14 protein-coding genes are annotated in these 17,401 nt (G+C 63.7%); 9 read left to right on the top strand and 5 right to left on the bottom strand.

The annotated features are described in order from the left end of the window. Positions 1 to 36: 36 nt before the first annotated feature. The 7 genes from EN850_RS21290 (at position 37) to EN850_RS21320 (ending at position 7,448) form a co-directional block, all read left to right on the top strand. Positions 37 to 840: a DeoR/GlpR family DNA-binding transcription regulator gene (locus tag EN850_RS21290; protein ID WP_027145694.1), complete on the top strand. Its 804-nt coding sequence runs from the start codon at positions 37 to 39 to the stop codon at positions 838 to 840. Between the two features lie 55 nt (positions 841 to 895). Beyond that, entirely contained in the window at positions 896 to 1,891 is a 996-nt protein-coding gene (gene rhaS / locus EN850_RS21295; protein WP_135861998.1) for a rhamnose ABC transporter substrate-binding protein, read from the top strand. 84 nt (positions 1,892 to 1,975) lie between these two features. Then, a complete protein-coding gene (locus EN850_RS21300; RefSeq protein WP_136092194.1) occupies positions 1,976 to 3,517 on the top strand; it encodes a sugar ABC transporter ATP-binding protein in 1,542 nt (513 codons plus the stop codon). Then, complete coding sequence (locus EN850_RS21305; protein WP_135881122.1) at positions 3,514 to 4,488, top strand: ABC transporter permease; 975 nt, start codon at positions 3,514 to 3,516, stop codon at positions 4,486 to 4,488. Before EN850_RS21300 ends, EN850_RS21305 begins: the two co-directional genes overlap by 4 nt. A gap of 268 nt (positions 4,489 to 4,756) precedes the next feature. Then, positions 4,757 to 5,758, top strand: a complete 1,002-nt coding sequence (locus tag EN850_RS21310) for an ABC transporter permease (RefSeq protein WP_136092195.1) — start codon at positions 4,757 to 4,759, stop codon at positions 5,756 to 5,758. Beyond that, a complete protein-coding gene (rhaM, locus tag EN850_RS21315) occupies positions 5,758 to 6,075 on the top strand; it encodes an L-rhamnose mutarotase (protein ID WP_135916985.1) in 318 nt (105 codons plus the stop codon). The genes EN850_RS21310 and rhaM overlap by 1 nt, the downstream gene beginning before the upstream one ends. After that, on the top strand, positions 6,072 to 7,448 hold the full coding sequence (locus EN850_RS21320; protein WP_136092196.1) for an FGGY-family carbohydrate kinase: 1,377 nt from the start codon (positions 6,072 to 6,074) through the stop codon (positions 7,446 to 7,448). The genes rhaM and EN850_RS21320 overlap by 4 nt, the downstream gene beginning before the upstream one ends. Here EN850_RS21320 and EN850_RS21325 read toward each other — a convergent pair whose 3' ends face one another. The 3 genes from EN850_RS21325 to galE form a co-directional block, all read right to left on the bottom strand. After that, positions 7,449 to 7,661 carry a hypothetical protein gene (locus EN850_RS21325; protein ID WP_210234942.1) on the bottom strand — a complete coding sequence of 71 codons (213 nt, stop codon included), beginning with the start codon at positions 7,659 to 7,661 and terminating at the stop codon, positions 7,449 to 7,451. A 1-nt stretch (position 7,662) separates the two neighbouring features. Further along, entirely contained in the window at positions 7,663 to 8,913 is a 1,251-nt protein-coding gene (locus EN850_RS21330) for a D-amino acid dehydrogenase (protein ID WP_136092197.1), read from the bottom strand. Positions 8,914 to 9,016: 103 nt separating this feature from the next. Continuing rightward, on the bottom strand, positions 9,017 to 10,012 hold the full coding sequence (gene galE / locus EN850_RS21335) for a UDP-glucose 4-epimerase GalE (protein WP_127276972.1): 996 nt from the start codon (positions 10,010 to 10,012) through the stop codon (positions 9,017 to 9,019). Between the two features lie 278 nt (positions 10,013 to 10,290). Here galE and hemA point away from each other — a divergent pair, with 278 nt between their 5' ends. After that, positions 10,291 to 11,568 (top strand): 5-aminolevulinate synthase, encoded by a 1,278-nt coding sequence (gene hemA / locus EN850_RS21340; protein ID WP_136092198.1) that lies wholly within the window; start codon positions 10,291 to 10,293, stop codon positions 11,566 to 11,568. Positions 11,569 to 11,811: 243 nt separating this feature from the next. Here the strand turns inward: hemA and EN850_RS21350 are convergent, their stop codons facing one another. Both EN850_RS21350 and mscL read right to left on the bottom strand, forming a co-directional pair. Then, on the bottom strand, positions 11,812 to 12,978 hold the full coding sequence (locus EN850_RS21350) for a pyridoxal phosphate-dependent aminotransferase (protein WP_127870800.1): 1,167 nt from the start codon (positions 12,976 to 12,978) through the stop codon (positions 11,812 to 11,814). Positions 12,979 to 13,087: 109 nt separating this feature from the next. After that, complete coding sequence (mscL, locus tag EN850_RS21355; RefSeq protein ID WP_127279505.1) at positions 13,088 to 13,510, bottom strand: large conductance mechanosensitive channel protein MscL; 423 nt, start codon at positions 13,508 to 13,510, stop codon at positions 13,088 to 13,090. Between the two features lie 248 nt (positions 13,511 to 13,758). Here mscL and EN850_RS21360 point away from each other — a divergent pair, with 248 nt between their 5' ends. After that, positions 13,759 to 17,268, top strand: coding sequence for a PAS domain-containing hybrid sensor histidine kinase/response regulator (locus tag EN850_RS21360; protein ID WP_136092199.1), 3,510 nt, complete (start codon positions 13,759 to 13,761; stop codon positions 17,266 to 17,268). The last annotated feature ends 133 nt before the right edge of the window (positions 17,269 to 17,401 follow it).

Here is a 17,401-nt window from a genome sequence, read left to right on the forward strand (position 1 = left end):
GTTTTGGGTGCCTAGATGGCCAGGCAGGGAGGAACCATGCACGAAAAAGAGCGCCACAGGATCATTCTGTCCGCCGTCCAGGAAAAACCTGTGGTGACGGTGCAGGAAATGGTCGACCTGACGGAGTCGTCCGAGGCGACGATCCGGCGCGATATCGCGGCTCTCCATGTGCAGAAACGCCTGCGCCGTGTGCGCGGCGGCGCCGAGGCGATCTCGCCGCCGCAGTTCATCGGGCTGGCCGGCCGGCCCTTCTCCGTCAACGAAACGCTCAACGCCGCGCAGAAGCGGGCCATCGCCCGCGAGGCCGTGGAACTGTGCAAGGACGGCGAGCCGATCATCATCAATGGCGGCACCACCACCTTCCAGATGGTGCATTTCCTGACCGGCCGCCGCATGCCGATCTTCACCAATTCGTTCCCGATCGCCGAGCACTTGCTCAAGCACTCCAAGAACACGGTGATGCTGTCGGGCGGCACGATCTACCGCGAGCAGAACATCATCCTGTCGCCCTTCGACAATGACGTGACGCGCAATTTCTACGCGCGCCGCATGTTCATGGGTGCTCAAGGGTTGGGGCCTCTCGGCCTGATGGAAGGCGATCCGCTGCTGATCCAGGCGGAGCAGAAGCTGATCGACCAGGCCGACGAACTGGTGGTGCTGGTCGATTCCTCGAAATTCCGCAAACGCTCCAGCCTGATCCTGTGCGGTCTTTCGCGCATCGCCACCGTCATCACCGACGACGGCATCGAGGACCGCGAAGCCAAGATGCTGGAAACCGCGGGGGTGACGCTGATCGTCGCCCGCAAGTCGACAAAGGAAGAATCTTCACTGCAGGCCTGAGACCAACTCACGCCCGCAGCGGCGATGGAATGCAACGCTCAAGGGAGGATATCAGATGAGCTTCTTGAAGAAATTGATGGTGACGGCGGCCTTCTCGGCCGCCATGTTCGTGAATGCCGCCTACGCGGAAAACGTCAAGATTGCGCTGGTGGTCAAGTCGCTCGGCAACGGCTTCTTCGATGCCGCCAACAAGGGCGCCGAAGAGGCCGCCAAGGAACTCGGCGACGTCGACATCATCTACACCGGCCCGACCAAGGCGACCGCCGAGGCGCAGATCGAAGTTGTCAATTCGCTGATCGCGCAGAAGGTCAACGCCATCGCGATTTCCGCCAATGACGCCGACGCCCTGGTGCCGGTGCTGAAGAAGGCCATGGAGCGCGGCATCACCGTCATCTCCTGGGATTCGGGCGTCGCCAAGGAAGGCCGCCAGCTTCACCTCAACCCGTCCGACACCGGCCTGATCGGCGAGACCATCATCAAGCTCGCCGCCGACTATCTGCCGGAAGGCGGCGACGTCGCCATCCTGTCGGCCTCCTCGACCGCGACCAACCAGAACTCCTGGATCGAAGCGGCCAAGAAGGTGCTGCCGGAGAAGTTCCCCAAGATCAAGCTGGTCGCCACCGTCTATGGCGATGACGACTCGGCCAAGAGCACCGACGAGGCCAAGGGCCTCTTGAAGTCCTACCCGAACCTGAAGGCGATCATCGCGCCGACCACAGTAGGCGTCGTTGCCGCCGCCCAGGTCGTCACCGACGAGAACCTGATCGGCAAGGTCAACGTCACCGGCCTGGCGCTGCCGTCGGAGTTCAAGAAGTTCATCGACAACGGCGCCAGCCAGGCGGTTGCGCTGTGGAACCCGATCGACCTCGGCTATTCCGCCGTCTATCTCGCCCATGACCTGGCGGTGAAGAAGGAAGAAGCCAAGCCGGGTGCGACGCTGTCGATCGGCCGTGTCGGCAAGGTCACGCTCGACGACACCAACTCGGCCGCGATGGCTCCGCCCTTCCAGTTCGACAAGTCCAACATCGAGAAGTTCTCCAAGATCTATTGATCTCTGAGTTTTTCAAGCTGACGCGGCGGGAGTCACATCCCGCCGCGACTTCAAACGGACCGAGTTTCAGGGCTTGATACGGATATGGACACGACGGCCCGACACAGAGAGACAAAGGAGCAGCCCCCGGCTCCGGCTCCACGCCTGACGCTGTCCGGCATTTCAAAAAGCTTTCCCGGCGTGCGGGCGCTGCACAATGTCAGCCTGTCGCTCTATCCGGGTCAGGTGACCGCGCTGATCGGCGAAAACGGCGCCGGCAAGTCGACGCTGGTCAAGATCATGACCGGCATCTACCAGCCCGATGCTGGCACCATCAGCATTGACGGACAGGTCGTGACGCTGCCAAGCGCACACGCCGCCTTCGGAATTGGCGTCACCGCCATCCATCAGGAAACCGTGCTGTTCGACGATCTCAGCGTCGCCGAAAACATTTTTCTCGGCCATGCGCCGCGCACGCGCTTTGGCACCATCGACTGGCGCATGATGCGCAAGAATGCGCGCGAAGTGCTCGACACCATGCATGCCGGCCATATTGACGCCGATGCGCGGCTCAGGGATCTCGGCATCGCCAACAAGCATCTCGTCGCCGTCGCGCGCGCCATGTCGATCGACTCTCGGATCGTCATCATGGACGAGCCGACGGCCGCCCTTTCGATGAAGGAGATCGAGGAGCTGTTCCTGCTCATCGAGTTCCTCAAGGAGCAGGGCAAGGCGATCCTGTTCATCAGCCACAAGTTCGACGAGATCTACCGCATCGCCGACCGCTACACGGTCTTCCGCGACGGCGAGATGGTCGGCGAAGGGCTGATCAAGGATGCCGGCCAGAGCCAGATCGTACGCATGATGGTGGGCCGTTCGGTCGACCACATCTTTCCGCATCGCAAGGCTGAAATCGGCGCGCCGGTGCTTTCCGTTTCCGGCCTCTCGCATCCAACTGAGTTCAACAATATCGGCTTCGAATTGCACAAGGGCGAAATCCTCGGTTTCTATGGCCTTGTCGGCGCCGGGCGCAGCGAGGTCATGCAGGCGATTTCCGGCATCACCCGCATATCCGGCGGCACGATCACGCTGGAAGGCAAGGCAATCGCGCCGAAATCGGCCGCGGATTCGATCGGGGCCGGCATCGTCTACGTGCCGGAGGAGCGCGGCAAGCAAGGCGTGGTGATCGGCCTGCCGATCTTCCAGAATGTTTCGCTCCCATCGCTCGCCCGCACCTCCAAATCCGGCATGCTGCGGCTCGCGGAAGAGTTTTCGCTTGCCCGCTCCTACACCGAGCGGCTGGACCTGCGCGCCTCTTCGCTCAGCCAGGATGTCGATACCCTCTCGGGCGGTAACCAGCAGAAGGTGGTCATCGCCAAATGGCTGGCGACGACACCCAAGGTCATCATCCTCGACGAGCCGACCAAGGGCATCGATATCGGCTCCAAGGCAGCCGTGCACGGTTTCATGGCGGAGTTGGTGGCGCAGGGCCTGTCGGTGATCATGGTGTCATCGGAACTGCCGGAGATTCTCGGCATGTCCGACCGCGTCGTGGTCATGCGCGAGGGCCTGGTCGCGGCGGTCTACGACAATAAGGGACTGGACGCCGAGACGCTGGTCCGGACGGCAGCGGGGATCGCGGCATGAAGGCTTTCCTGAAATACCGCGAAATCTGGCTGCTGGCGGCCATCGCCGTGCTGATCGGACTGATCTCGATGCGCTTTCCGGCCTTTGCCGACCCCGGCAACCTGCGCCAGGTGTTCAACGACACCTCGATCCTGATGATCCTGGCGCTCGGCCAGATGGTTGTCATCCTGACCCGGTCGATCGACCTGTCGATGGCCTCCAACCTGTGCTTCACCGGCATGGTGGTAGCGATGCTGAACGCGGCCCATCCGGCGATCCCGATCCCGCTGCTGGTCGTGATCGCGCTTGCCGTCGGGCTGGTGCTCGGCGCCATCAACGGCCTCTTGGTTTGGCGGCTGAACATCCCCTCGATCGTGGTGACATTGGGCACGCTGACCATCTATCGCGGCGCCACTTTCGTCATTTCGGGCGGCGCCTGGGTCAACGCCGACAAGATGAGCCCGGATTTCATCGGCTTTCAGCGCGCGGCCTTGCTTGGCATTCCGGTGCTGTCCTGGATCGCCATCCTGGTCATCGCGCTGTTCTTCGTCTTGATGACGCGTACCGCGCTCGGCCGCTCGATCTATGCCATCGGCGTCAATCCTACGGCATCGGTCTATACCGGCATCGATGTCGGGCGCACGAAATTCATCGTCTTCTGCATCTCCGGCATGATCGGTGGCCTCGCCGGCTATCTCTGGATTTCGCGGTATGTCATCGCCTCGGTCGAGGTCGCCAACGGCTATGAGCTCAACATCATCGCCGCCTGCGTCATCGGCGGCATCTCGATCGCGGGCGGCATCGGCTCGGTCGGGGGTGCGGTGCTCGGCGCATTGTTCCTCGGCATCATCTCCAATGCGCTGCCGGTCATCAACATCTCGCCCTTCTGGCAGATGGCGATTTCGGGCAGCGCCATCATCCTGGCCGTGGTGCTCAACGCCCGCGGCGAACGCCAAAAGGGGCGGATTATTCTGAGGAAGGCGGAGGCATGAGCGGGACGTTGAAGTGCTCCCTTCTCCCCGTCACTATACGGGGAGAAGGTGCCGGCAGGCGGATGAGGGGCGGCGCTTACGGTGCAAACAGGATCGTTGCGAATAGCAACGGTCCGATTTGCCTCGGCCGGAACTCGCCGCATACGTTGAGCACCTCCGAACATTGGCGCCGCCCCTCATCCGCCCTTCGGGCACCTTCTCCCCGTATAGTGACGGGGAGAAGGGACGCTCTTTGCGACGGGCAGCGCCAGCGTCTGGAGCATGCCGCATGACCGATACCCCCGCCCCTCGACACATTCCCGACCGGCTCGACAAGCCGCTCTCTTCGGCGATCTTTTCCTGGGAAGCGCTGCTGGTCGTGGTGGCCGTCGCCATATTCGCCATCAACAGTTTCGCCTCACCCTATTTCCTCGACCCCTATTCGCTGTCCGATCTGACCTTCAACTTTACCGAGAAGGGCCTGATCGCCTTTGCCATGGCATTGCTCATCATCTCTGGCGAGATCGACCTGTCGGTGGCCGCCATCATCGCGCTCGCCTCGACCATGATGGGCATGGCGGTGCAGGCCGGCGCCGGCACGCCAGTGCTTGTTTTGATCGGCATCGTCGTCGGCCTCGGCTGCGGCGCCTTCAACGGGCTGCTGGTGACGCGGCTCGGCCTGCCTTCCATCGTCGTTACCATCGGCACGATGAGCCTGTTTCGCGGCATCGCCTTCATCATCCTCGGCGACCAGGCCTACAAGGGTTATCCCGAAAGCTTCGCGTTCTTCGGCCAGGGCTATGTCTGGTGGGTGGTGTCGTTCGAGCTGGTGCTGTTCCTCATCGCTGCCGTCGTCTACTGGTTCCTATTGCACCGGACGAGTTTCGGCCGCCGTGTCTTCGCCATCGGCAACAACCCGGTCGCGGCACAGTTTTCAGGCGTGCGCGTCGGCCGCATAAAATTCATCCTGTTCTGCCTGACCGGGCTGATGTCGGGCATCGCTTCGGTGCTGATCACCTCGCGGCTCGGCTCGACGCGACCGTCGATCGCACAGGGCTATGAACTCGAGGTGATCACCATGGTGGTGCTTGGCGGCGTCAGCATCCTTGGCGGCGCCGGCAGCATTCTGGGCGTCGTGCTCGCCGCCTTCATCATGGGGCTGGTGACCTTCGGCCTCGGCCTGCTCAACGTGCCCGGCATCGTCATGTCGATCTTCATTGGCCTGCTGCTGATCATCGTTATCGCCCTGCCGATCGTCTGGCGACGGCTGCGCGGGGGACGCCTGGCCTGATGTCCGAGAAATGCGCATTCAAGATGATGCTCAAACCCGGCATGAAGGCCGAGTACAAAAAGCGCCACGATGAAATCTGGCCGTCGCTTGTCGCGTTGCTGAAGCAGGCCGGCATCTCCGACTACTCGATCCATCTCGACGACGAGACGAACATCCTGTTCGGCGTGCTGTGGCGGCGCGATGGTCACGGCATGGCCGATCTGCCGAAGCATCCTGTGATGCAGCGCTGGTGGGCCCATATGGCCGACATCATGGAGACGAAACCGGACAACGAACCAGTGGCCGTTGCGCTGGAAATAATGTTCCATATGGAATGAGCGCGATCCGCCACGTCGCCGTCATCGATATCGGCAAGACCAACGCCAAGGTGGCGCTGGTCGATCTCGCCACATTGAGCGAGGTGGCGCTGCGCCGCGTGGCGAACGCGCCGTTGCGGCAAGCGCCCTACCCGCACCACGATGTCGAAGCGCTGTGGGCGTTCACCCTCGACAGCCTTGCCGACCTCAACCGCGAACAGCGCATCGACGCCATTTCAATCACCACCCATGGCGCGACCGGCGTGCTGGTCGATGCTCCCGGCGAACTCGTGCTGCCGGTTCTCGACTATGAATTCGACGGCCCCGATGAACTCGCGGCGGACTATGACGCGATCCGCCCGCCTTTCGCCGAGACCGGCACGCCGCGCCTGCCGCTCGGCCTCAATCTCGGTGCGCAATTCTTCTGGCAGCAACAAAGTTTCCCGACGGAGTTCGCCAGGGCCGCCGCGATGCTGATGTACCCGCAATACTGGGCGCTGCGTCTGACCGGCGTCGCCGCCAACGAGGTCACGTCGCTCGGCTGCCACACCGATCTGTGGAACCCCTGGACAGCGGATTTTTCAGCGCTGGTCGACCGCCTGGGCTGGCGCGACCTGATGGCGCCCGTGCGGCCGGCCAGGGACCGCCTTGGCCCGATCCTGCCCGTGCTTGCGCAGCGCACCGGGCTCGATCCTCAAACGCCTGTCTTTTGCGGCCTGCACGATTCCAACGCCTCCCTGTTGCCGCATCTCCTGTCCGACGCCCCGCCCTTCTCGGTGGTCTCGACCGGCACCTGGGTGGTATCGATGGCGGTCGCCGGCAGGACAGTGGCGCTCGACCCGGCAAGGGATACGCTGGTCAACGTCAACGCGCTCGGCGATCCCGTGCCCTCGGCGCGTTTCATGGGCGGCCGGGAATTCTCGCTGCTGACCGAAGGCGCGGCGCAGGACTGGAGCGACAACGACGTCGCCGCCGTGCTGGCGCGCAAAACCCTACTTTTGCCTTCGACCCAGCAGGGCTCGGGGCCGTTTCCGCACCATGCGGCCGCATGGCGCAAGGGCGAGGCCATCCCTCCCGGCCAGCGCTTTGCCGCCATTTCCTTCTACCTGGCGCTGATGACCGCCACTTGCCTCGACCTGATCGGCGGCGGTGGCCCGACGACGGTCGAGGGACCCTTTGCGCGCAACCAATTGTTCACGTGGATGCTTGCCGCGAGCACTGGCCGTGCGGTCATCGCATCGGAAGCCGCGACGGGCACCAGCATCGGGGCCGCCCTGCTGGCATCGGATCAGGGAGCCGCGCATGGTAAGGGCCAAACACAAGAGCCGCCGGCCGATCCGGCCTGGGCGGAGTATGCGCGCGCGTGGCAGGCGGCGGTCGAGGCAGTTGGCTGATCAGAGGATCCGCTTGCCGAAGGCCGACATGACGAAATTGACCGCGTCGATTCGGCGACACCGCCGCGGCATGGCGCGCGCCACTTGCGGCATGCCGCACATACCCTTGGTGACGCCGAACACCTTGATATGAGACAGCGCGCAGCGCTCGACGATGGTGCGCGCGTTGCACTCAGTGCGGCCAAGGTCGATGGCGACTTGCGGGCCCGACATTTTATCCCCTGTAGACCAGTCCCTGCGGATCGATCTCCGGCTTGCGGCCGGCAACGAGGTCGGCGAGGAATTTTCCCGAACCGCAGGCCATGGTCCAGCCGACATGGCCGTGGCCTGTGTCGAGATAAAGGTTGCGGTATTTCGCCTGGCCGATGACCGGCACCGAGTTCGGCATCATCGGCCGCAAGCCGGCCCAGAGTTCCGCCTTCTTCTCGTCGAAGGCGCCGGGGAACAGGTCCTTGCCGGTCCTGAACATGGTGGCAAAGTCGCTGGGCTTGTGGGTGCGGTCGAAGCCGGTGAATTCGGCGGTCGAAGCCAACCGCAATCGATTGCCAAGGCGCGAATAGGCCATCAGCTGGTCCTCGTCGGCGCCGCCCATGGTCGGGCCCTTGCTCTGGTCTTCCAGGGGAATCGTCGCCGTGTAACCTTTCACCGGATAGACCGGCAGGTCGATGCCGTAGCGACGGCCGAGCAGCCCACTTTCCGGACCCATCGATATGACGACGGCATCACCGGTGACCGGTCCGGCCGAGGTCATCACGGCGCGCACTCGGTCGCCCTCGATGTCGAAGCCCTCGACCGTGGTGCCGTAGCGAAATTTCACGCCGAGCTTTTCGGCCGCATAGGCGGCCAGATTTTCCACGAACTGCCGAGAATCGCCCGTCTGGTCGATCGGCGAATAGACGCCGCCGGCGATCTTCTCCTTGACGCCTGCAAGGCCGGGTTCCAGTTCGACCAGCCGATCGCGGCCGACGATCTCGATGGGCAGGCCATGCTCGGCCAGATAGCGATAATTGTCGGTGCCGGTGTCGAGGCTGTGCTGCGAGCGGAAGAAATACAGGATGCCCTTCTTGCGCTCGTCATAGTGGATGCCGGTGTCACTGGAGATGGCGTTGATGCAGTCGCGCGAATAGAGCGCGAGCCGCAGCTTGACCTGGCTGTTGGCGCGCAGGCGGGCCACCGTGCACTGGCGCAGGAAGCGCAGACTCCAGGCGAGGAAATAGGGATCGAAGCGCAGCCGCACCTTGATGCCGAGATCATGATTGTAGAGCCCGCGCAGGAAGGTCTTAAGTGCCGCCGGCGAGGCCCAGGCGGTGGCATCGCCCGGAGACACCAGCCCGGCATTCGACTGGCTGGTGCCCCGCGCCGGCGCCGGATGGCGCTCGATCACGGTGACCTCATGGCCGTCGGCGGCCAGGTAATAGGCGGCCGCCGTACCGACGACGCCGGCTCCAAGCACCGTTATCTTCATGCCATCCCCCAAAGCTCTTCCCGGCACGGCGCCTCCACGCCGTGTCGCGAATGCTTCCATAGCGCGTCGCCACGCGCCTTGCGAGCCCTTGGAGAAAGCGAGCTCAGCCCCGTGCGGAATTCTTGCTGGTCAGGATGCGCTCCCAGGCCAGCGCGTCGTTGACGATCTGGTCGAGATCGTCGCGCTGAGGGGTCCAGCCGAGTTCGGACCGCGCGAGATCGGAATTGGCGACCACCGCCGCGGCATCGCCGGGACGCCGGTCGCCCATCCTGACCTCGAAATCATGCCCGTAGGCGCGCCGCACGCTGTCGATCACTTCGAGCACCGAATAGCCATGGCTGTAGCCGCAATTGGCGACGAGGCTGGCGCCGCCGGCGCGCAGCCGCTGCAAGGCAAGGCGATGCGCGGCGGCCAGATCGCTGACATGGATATAGTCGCGCATGCAGGTGCCGTCGGGCGTCGGATAATCGGTGCCGAAGACCTGCATGAAGGGACGCTTGCCGAGCGCGGTCTCGCAGGCGACCTTGATCAGATGGGTGGCGCCCGGGGTGGACTGGCCGGTGCGGCCCTTCGGGTCGGCGCCGGCGACGTTGAAATAGCGCAGCGCCGTGTAGCGAATGTCGTGCGCAAGGCCCGCGTCGCGCAGCATCCACTCGCTCATCAGCTTGGACAGGCCATAAGGCGATTCGGGCGCCAGGCGGGCATCCTCGCGCACCGGTTCCAGGCCGGCGCCGCCATAGACGGCGGCTGTCGAGGAAAAGATGAAGTTCGGCACGCCTTCGCGCACTGCAGTTTCAATCAGCGTGCGGGTCTTCGAGGTGTTGTTCTCATAGTAGGCGAGCGGGTCGGCGACCGATTCCGGCACCACGATGGAGCCGGCGAAATGGATGATCGCGTCGACCTTGTTCTCCCTGATGACCGAGCCGACCAATTCCTTGTCGGCGACATCGCCGACGACCAGCTTTGCCTCCGGCGCCACGGCCCATTCGAAGCCGGTGGAAAGGCGGTCGAGAACGACCACGCTTTCGCCCGCATCCAGCAATTCCCAGACCATATGGCTGCCGATATAGCCGGCGCCACCTGTCACCAAAACCGCCATCCAAATCCTCGCTTACCCAGATTTATCGGAAACTGTCTCAACAACCGCCTTACTGGAAAGTCCGCCGTCTGCCCATTAAAACCTAAGGTAACCAGCGTTCACTTGATGTGGCATCGTGCGGAAACAAAAGTGAACCAAAGAGCGTGCCACGGATTGGGAATAGGCCACGATCCGCCATCGTTAGGAACAGGTCCGGGGCGTGGCATTTTGACCAAATCGGCCCGGTGGACGACCAAAAGACCAATGATTATGATCCCGCGCAAAATTGGGAAGCCTACATGAATTACCAGCGGTTCTTCGAGGACGCGATCGACCAGCTCCATGCCGAGCGTCGCTACCGCGTCTTCGCCGACCTCGAGCGCATCGCGGGCAAGTTTCCGCGCGCCATCTGGCGTTCCAACGGCCGCGCCGAGGAAATCACCGTCTGGTGCTCCAACGACTATCTTGGCATGGGCCAGCACGCGGACGTCATCGCCGCATTCCAGGCCGCGGCCGGCAAGATGGGCTCGGGCGCCGGCGGCACCCGCAACATTTCCGGCACGTCCAACCCGTTGGTCGAACTCGAGCATGAGCTGGCCGACCTGCACGGCAAGGAAGCCGCCCTGGTCTTCACCTCCGGTTTCGTCTCGAACGAAGCCTCGATCTCGACCATCGCACGGCTTTTGCCCAATTGCCTGATCATCTCGGACGAACTGAACCATGCCTCGATGATCGAAGGCGTGCGGCGCTCAGGTGCCGAGAAGAAGATCTTCCGACACAATGACGTCGCGCATCTGGAAAGCCTTTTGCAGACGGCCGGGCGCGAGCGCGCCAAGCTGATCGTCTTCGAAAGCGTCTATTCGATGGATGGCGACATCGCACCGATCAAGGAGATCGTCGAGCTCGCCGAGCGCTACAACGCCATGACCTATATCGACGAGGTCCATGCGGTGGGCATGTACGGGCCGCGCGGCGGCGGCATCACCGAGCGCGAGGGCCTCGCCGACCGCATCGACATCATCGAGGGCACGCTGGCCAAGGCCTTCGGCACGCTGGGCGGCTACATCACCGGCACCAGTGCCGTCATCGACGCGGTGCGCTCCTATGCGCCGGGCTTCATCTTCACCACCGCGCTGCCGCCGGCGATCGCCGCGGCGGCCACCACGTCGATCCGTCATCTCAAGCGCTCACAGGCCGAGCGCGACGCCCAGCAGCAGCAGGCGACCCGGACCAAGCAGATCCTGTCCGCCGCCGGCCTGCCGGTGATGGAATCGCCGACCCACATCGTGCCGGTGCTGGTCGGCGACCCGGAGCTGTGCAAGATGGCCAGCGACCGCCTGCTCGGCGTGCACGGCATCTATATCCAGCCGATCAACTACCCGACCGTGCCGCGCGGCACCGAGCGGCTGCGCATCACGCCGACGCCCTTCCATTCCGATGCGCTGATCGCCGAACTTCAGGACGCGCTGGTCGAAACCTGGGACGCGCTCGGCATCCCCTACGGCTCGGCCGGTCGGCCGGCCGTCGCGAAAAGCGACCGGATCATTCCGCTGCTGGTGCCCAAGTCGGGCGGGTGAAGGCGAGCTTTGTCACCCTCTCGCCGTCATTAGAACCGCAGCGCTGCCCCTCATTGTCCTGCCGGACATTTCTCCCCGTATAGTGACGGGGAGAAAGAGGCTGTCGCGGAGAGTTTCGCCAATCGCAAGCGTTGCAGAACAGGCGCCGGCGTTGCGGCCAGCCTTCTTCTCCTCGTCACTATACGGGGAGAAGGTGCCGGCAGGCGGATGAGGGGCGACGCTAACCGATAAAGGCAAGCAGCCTCAAACCGTCTTCATCCAGCCCGCCAGCCTGTGGGCCGCTTCCTCGAGCTGGTCCAGCCTCCGGTGGAAGCACAGCCTCAAAAACGCTTCGCCACCCGGGCCGAAGGCGGTGCCGGGTGCCAGGCCGACATTGGCCTTGTCGACGATGTCGAAGGCAGCGCTGCGTGAATCGGTGATCCCGTCGACCGTGAAGAACAGGTAGAAGGCGCCCTGCGGCACGGTGAACCGCGCCTTGCCGGTTTCGCCGAGAATGCCGCAGACCAGGTCGCGGGCCTTTCTCGCCCGCTCCACCTGTTCGGCGACGAAGGCATCGCCCTCGTCGAGCGCCGCGATCGCGCCGCGCTGCATGAACTGGGCGACGCCCGAGTTGGAATACTGGATCAGGTTCTCGAACACCTGCTGCAGGCTTGGATGCGTCTTGACCCAGCCGACCCGCCAGCCGGTCATCGCCCAGTTCTTGGAGAAACTGTTGACGAACAGGATGCGGTCTTCCGCCTCCGCGATGTCGAGGAAGGACGGCGCGCGGCCGTGACCATAGTGAAACAGCGAATAGATCTCGTCGGCGATGATCCACAGGCCCTTGGCGCGAGCGAGATCGAGGATCGCTCGCAAGGTCTCATGGTCGGCGGTCCAGCCGGTCGGATTGGACGGCGTGTTGATGAACAGCGCCTTCGTGCGCGGTGTGACCGCCGCCGCGATCTTCTCGACGTCGCATGACCAGCCATTTCCGGAATGGTCGAGCGTGACCGGCACCGGCACGGCCCCCGCGATCGCGGCGGCGGCGTCGAAATTCGGCCAGGCGGGCGACAGATAGATCACTTCATCGCCGGCGCCCGCAAGCGCGTCGAGCGCCAGCTGGATGGCATGCATGCCGGAGCCGGTGACGATGAATTGCTCCTCGGGGAAGGTCTTGCCGAAGTGCCTGGCGTAGTAACGCGCCAGCGCCTGCCTCAGATCGGGAATGCCCCTCTGCCAGGTGTAGAACGTCTCGCCGCCGGCCAGCGCCTTCGACGCGGCATCGGTGATGAAGGACGGCGTCGGCAGGTCGCCCTCGCCGGCCCAGAGCGGGATCAGGCCTTCGCGCAATCTGCCGTAGTTGACGACGGCGACGATACCGCTTTCAGGCGCGGCCAGGGCCTCGGGGCGCAGGGTCTGGATCAGGGTCATTGGGCAGGTCCGTTGTCTCGGGCGTTCGTAAGGGCTGCTTACCAGATACGAAAACAGAAAACCCCGGCCGCGAACGACCGGGGTTTTGGTCCAGAAGAACCGTATCCGTCTATCGCCTGGCCAGCAAATCGCGGATTTCGGTCAGAAGCTGTACATCGGCGGGGGGCGGCGCGGCCGCCGGCGCCGGTTTTTCTTTTTCCAGGCGCCTGCGCATGTTGTTCACGGCCTTGACCATGAGGAAGATGATGAAGGCGAGGATGATGAAATTCAGTACCACGGTGATGAAGCTGCCATAGGCGAAAACAGCCCCTTGCTTTTTGGCGTCCGCCAGCGAAGTGGCGTTGACGGCCGAGGAAAGCCCAAAGAAGTAGTTGTTGAAGTCCAAACCGCCAAAAATCGCGCCGACAATCGGCATGATGATGTCGTTGACCAGGGAATCGACGATCTTGGAAAAGGCAGCGCCAATGATGACGCCGACGGCCAAGTCCATCACGTTACCCTTGGAAATGAATTCCTGGAATTCTTTCAGCATTCGACCCTCCTTGTCATGGCGGGCCGCACAGCCGTCCCATCCCTGCGGCACCGACCCGGCGACACCATAACAAAAACCTTGGGTTGCACCATCGGCTAAAAGAAGAAAGCAACCGCTTTCTCTTTACCCGGGGGCAGCCGCGGAAATCATGGCCCGCATGCGCCGAAAGCCGTGATGGACTTGGCGCCCAAGCTGTGATTGCGTCTGACCGGCCAGGTTAAAATCGGCACAGGGAGGATCTTGCCGGCGTGCAGGGCTTGTTCATCGTCATTATTGCGATCGCCTATGTGACGCTGCTGTTCGCCATCGCCAGCCTGGGCGACCGCCGCTCGGCGATATCTGGACCCGGGCGCGCGCGGCCTTTCATCTATGCGCTCAGCCTTGCCATCTACTGCACGTCCTGGACCTTCTTCGGCTCAGTCGGCCTTTCCTCGGAACGCGGCCTCGAATTCCTCGGCATCTATACCGGCCCGGTGCTGGTGTTCGTGTTCGGCTTTCCATTGCTCAACCGCATCGTGCGGCTGGCCAAGACCGAGAAGATCACCTCGGTCGCCGACTTCCTCGGCGCGCGCTACGGCAAGAGCTTCACCGTGGCCGCCATCGCCACGCTGATCGCCACCATCGGCGCCGTGCCCTATATAGCCCTGCAACTGAAGGCGATCTCGGGATCGGTCAGCCTGATGGTCGAGCATTATACGGGCTCGCCGCCTTCCTTCGATCCCTTCGTCAGCGACATCTCGCTGGTCGTCGCCATGCTGCTTGCGCTGTTTGCGGTCCTGTTCGGCACACGCCATGCCGACGCCACCGAACACCAGGACGGGCTGGTGCTGGCGGTGGCGGTCGAGACGGTGGTCAAGCTCGCCGCTTTCCTGGCCATCGGCCTGATGGTCACCTTCCTGATCTTCGGCGGCCCCGGCGACATGTTCGACCGGCTGGCGCAGAATGGCCAGGTACGGCAGGCAATGGGCTATTCGACGTCGCTCGCCACCTGGCTGGTGCTGACCTGCCTGAGCGGCTTCGCCATCATCCTCTTGCCGCGGCAGTTCTACGTCACCATCGTCGAGAACCGCAGCGAGGCGGAACTGCGCACCGCGACATGGGTGTTCCCGCTCTACCTCGTGGCGATCAACCTGTTCGTGCTGCCGATCGCCTTTGCCGGCCTGACGCTGGTCGGGACAAGGACGAGCAGCGACCTTTACGTGCTGTCACTGCCGCTGTTCAGCGGCCACGATTTCCTGGCCATGGCCGCTTTCATCGGCGGCCTGTCGGCGGCAACCGCCATGGTCATCGTCGAGAGCGTGGCGCTGTCGATCATGATCTCCAACGACCTGATCATCCCGCTGTTCGTGCGCCGGCTGCTGCGGACGACCACTTCCAAAAACGAGGACTGGTCGACGCTTATCCTCAATGTACGGCGTGGAGCGATCTTCATCCTTTTGTTCATCGCCTTTCTCTACTATCGCGAGAGCACCAACAGCGCCCGGCTGTCCTCGATCGGCCTGATGTCCTTCGCGGCGATCGCGCAATTCGCGCCGGCGCTGGTCGGCGGGCTGATCTGGCGCGGCGCCAATGGCCGCGGCGCGGCGCTCGGCATGGTCGCCGGCATCCTGGTCTGGGGCTACACGCTGCTGGTGCCGTCGCTCGTCCCACCCGATACCGGCATCATCGTGCATGGACTGTTCGGCTTCGAGGCGCTGCGGCCACAGGCGCTGTTCGGCACCGTCGCCGAACCGCTGAACCATGGCGTGCTGTGGAGCCTGTCAATCAACGCGCTGTTCTTCGTCTTCGGCTCGCTGTCGCGCGCGTCGGTGCCGCTGGAGCGCATCCAGGCATCGATCTTCGTGCCGCGCGAAGCCGGCCCGATGCCAAGCCTGCGCCGCTTCCGCACGGCCATCACCGTCAACGACCTCAAGGATACCATCGCACGCTATCTCGGCGTCGAACGCACGGAACGCTCCTTTCAATCCTTCGAGAAGAGCAACGGCACCTCGCTGCACGGCAACGAGCAGGCGAGCATGGACGTCATCCGCTTTTCCGAGCAGCTTTTGGCCAGCGCCGTCGGCTCCTCCTCGGCGCGGCTGATCCTGTCGCTGCTGTTTCGCCGCCACGACCGCGAATCCCGCGACGCCTTCCGCCTGCTCGACGACGCCACGGAAGCGCTGCAGCACAACCGCGACCTGCTGCAGATCGCGCTCGACCAGATGGAGCAAGGCATCACCGTCTTCGACCGCGATTTCCGGCTGATCTGCTGGAACAGGCAATACCGGGCGCTGTTCGACCTGCCCGACGAGATGGGCCAGGTCGGCGTTTCGCTCGACCAGATCCTTCGCCATCTCGCCGAGCGCGGCGACATCCCCGCCGACCAGCGCGTGGCGATGCTCAACCGGCTGACCAGCTTCGTCAGCCCCTGGCAGATGGAGCTGAAGACCAGCGGCCGTATCCTCGAGCTGCGCTCCAACCCGATGCCCGATGGCGGCATCGTTGCCACCTATGCCGACATCTCCGGACGCGTCGAGCAGGACCTCGCGCTGAAGCGCGCCAATGAATCGCTGGAACAGCGCGTCAAGACCCGCACCATCGAGCTGACCAGGGTCAACGAGGAATTGACCCGGGTCAACGAGGAACTGGCGCAGGCACAGATGCTCGCCGAGGAGGCCAATCTCGGCAAGACGCGCTTCCTTGCCGCCGCCGGTCACGACATCCTGCAGCCCTTGAATGCCGCTCGGCTCTATTGTTCCTCGCTGATCGAGAAGGCCGGCAAGGGTCCGGCCGGCAAGGCGGCCATCAACATCGAATCCTCGCTGGAATCGGTCGAGACCATTCTGGGCGCCGTGCTCGACATTTCGCGCCTTGATGCCGGCGCGATGAAACCGGACGACACCGCCTTCAGCCTTGATGGCCTGCTGCGCCAGATCGGCAATGATTTTCGACCACTGGCCGCGGAGAAAAAGCTTGGCCTGACGATCATGCCGTCGTCGCTGACGGTAACGACGGACCGTAACCTGTTGCGCCGCCTGATCCAGAATCTTGTCTCCAACGCCATCAAATACACCCGCCAGGGCCACATCCTGGTCGGTGTGCGGCGGCGTGGCGAATTGGCGGAGATCCAGGTCATCGACACCGGCATCGGCATTGCCGGCGACAAGCTGAACACCGTCTTTCATGAATTCACCCGCCTGGACGAAGGCGCCCGCGAAGCCGAAGGTCTTGGCCTCGGCCTCTCCATCGTCGACCGCATCGCCAGGGTATTGCGGCTCGAGATTCGCATCTTCTCCAACCCGGGCAAGGGCACGCGCTTTTCCGTCATCCTGCCGGTGACAGCCGCGCAGGAGCCACGACGCGAGGTCGAGACCAGGGCGCCGGCACGCACGGCGGCTTCGCTGTCCGGGCTGCATGTGCTGTGCATCGACAATGACATGCGTATCCTCGAGGGCATGCGGCTGCTGCTCGAAGGCTGGGGCTGCAACGTCGCCACGGCGGCCGGCTCGGGGGATCTGGACAAGGTCGCGGTCCAACGTCCGGACATCGTGCTTGCCGACTACCATCTCGACCGTGAAACCGGCCTCGACGTTATCATCAGGCTGCGGGCGACGCACGGTGACGACCTGCCGGCCGTGCTGGTCACGGCCGACCGCTCCAACGAGGTGCGGACAGCCGCGGCAGGCCTCGACATCCCGATGATCAACAAGCCGCTGAAGCCGGCGGTGCTGCGGTCGATGATGGCCAGGTTCAGGCCGATGGTGCGGGCGGCGGAGTGACGCCGGAGCTGTCGGTGCGGCTCGGCTGAACGCTCCGGCATGGACGACGACCAGATCAGAATGCCGCTCATCGAGCGGCCGTAGGCGTTAACGTCAGACAACGCGCAGTCCGGCCATCATCGCTGAAACGGGC

The sequence above is a fragment of the Mesorhizobium sp. M8A.F.Ca.ET.207.01.1.1 genome, from assembly GCF_004794715.1.
GTDB lineage: Bacteria > Pseudomonadota > Alphaproteobacteria > Rhizobiales > Rhizobiaceae > Mesorhizobium.

Excerpts from the sequence above, each read along its gene's own strand:
- EN850_RS21310 (WP_136092195.1), top strand. The coding sequence starts at position 4,757 with ATGACCGATACCCCCGCCCCTCGACACATTCCCGACCGGCTCGACAAG.
- hemA (WP_136092198.1), top strand. The coding sequence starts at position 10,291 with ATGAATTACCAGCGGTTCTTCGAGGACGCGATCGACCAGCTCCATGCC.
- EN850_RS21300 (WP_136092194.1), top strand. The coding sequence starts at position 1,976 with ATGGACACGACGGCCCGACACAGAGAGACAAAGGAGCAGCCCCCGGCT.
- EN850_RS21305 (WP_135881122.1), top strand. The coding sequence starts at position 3,514 with ATGAAGGCTTTCCTGAAATACCGCGAAATCTGGCTGCTGGCGGCCATC.
- EN850_RS21325 (WP_210234942.1), bottom strand. The coding sequence starts at position 7,661 with ATGTCGGGCCCGCAAGTCGCCATCGACCTTGGCCGCACTGAGTGCAAC.
- EN850_RS21290 (WP_027145694.1), top strand. The coding sequence starts at position 37 with ATGCACGAAAAAGAGCGCCACAGGATCATTCTGTCCGCCGTCCAGGAA.
- galE (WP_127276972.1), bottom strand. The coding sequence starts at position 10,012 with ATGGCGGTTTTGGTGACAGGTGGCGCCGGCTATATCGGCAGCCATATG.
- rhaM (WP_135916985.1), top strand. The coding sequence starts at position 5,758 with ATGTCCGAGAAATGCGCATTCAAGATGATGCTCAAACCCGGCATGAAG.
- EN850_RS21350 (WP_127870800.1), bottom strand. The coding sequence starts at position 12,978 with ATGACCCTGATCCAGACCCTGCGCCCCGAGGCCCTGGCCGCGCCTGAA.
- EN850_RS21330 (WP_136092197.1), bottom strand. The coding sequence starts at position 8,913 with ATGAAGATAACGGTGCTTGGAGCCGGCGTCGTCGGTACGGCGGCCGCC.
- mscL (WP_127279505.1), bottom strand. The coding sequence starts at position 13,510 with ATGCTGAAAGAATTCCAGGAATTCATTTCCAAGGGTAACGTGATGGAC.
- EN850_RS21320 (WP_136092196.1), top strand. The coding sequence starts at position 6,072 with ATGAGCGCGATCCGCCACGTCGCCGTCATCGATATCGGCAAGACCAAC.
- rhaS (WP_135861998.1), top strand. The coding sequence starts at position 896 with ATGAGCTTCTTGAAGAAATTGATGGTGACGGCGGCCTTCTCGGCCGCC.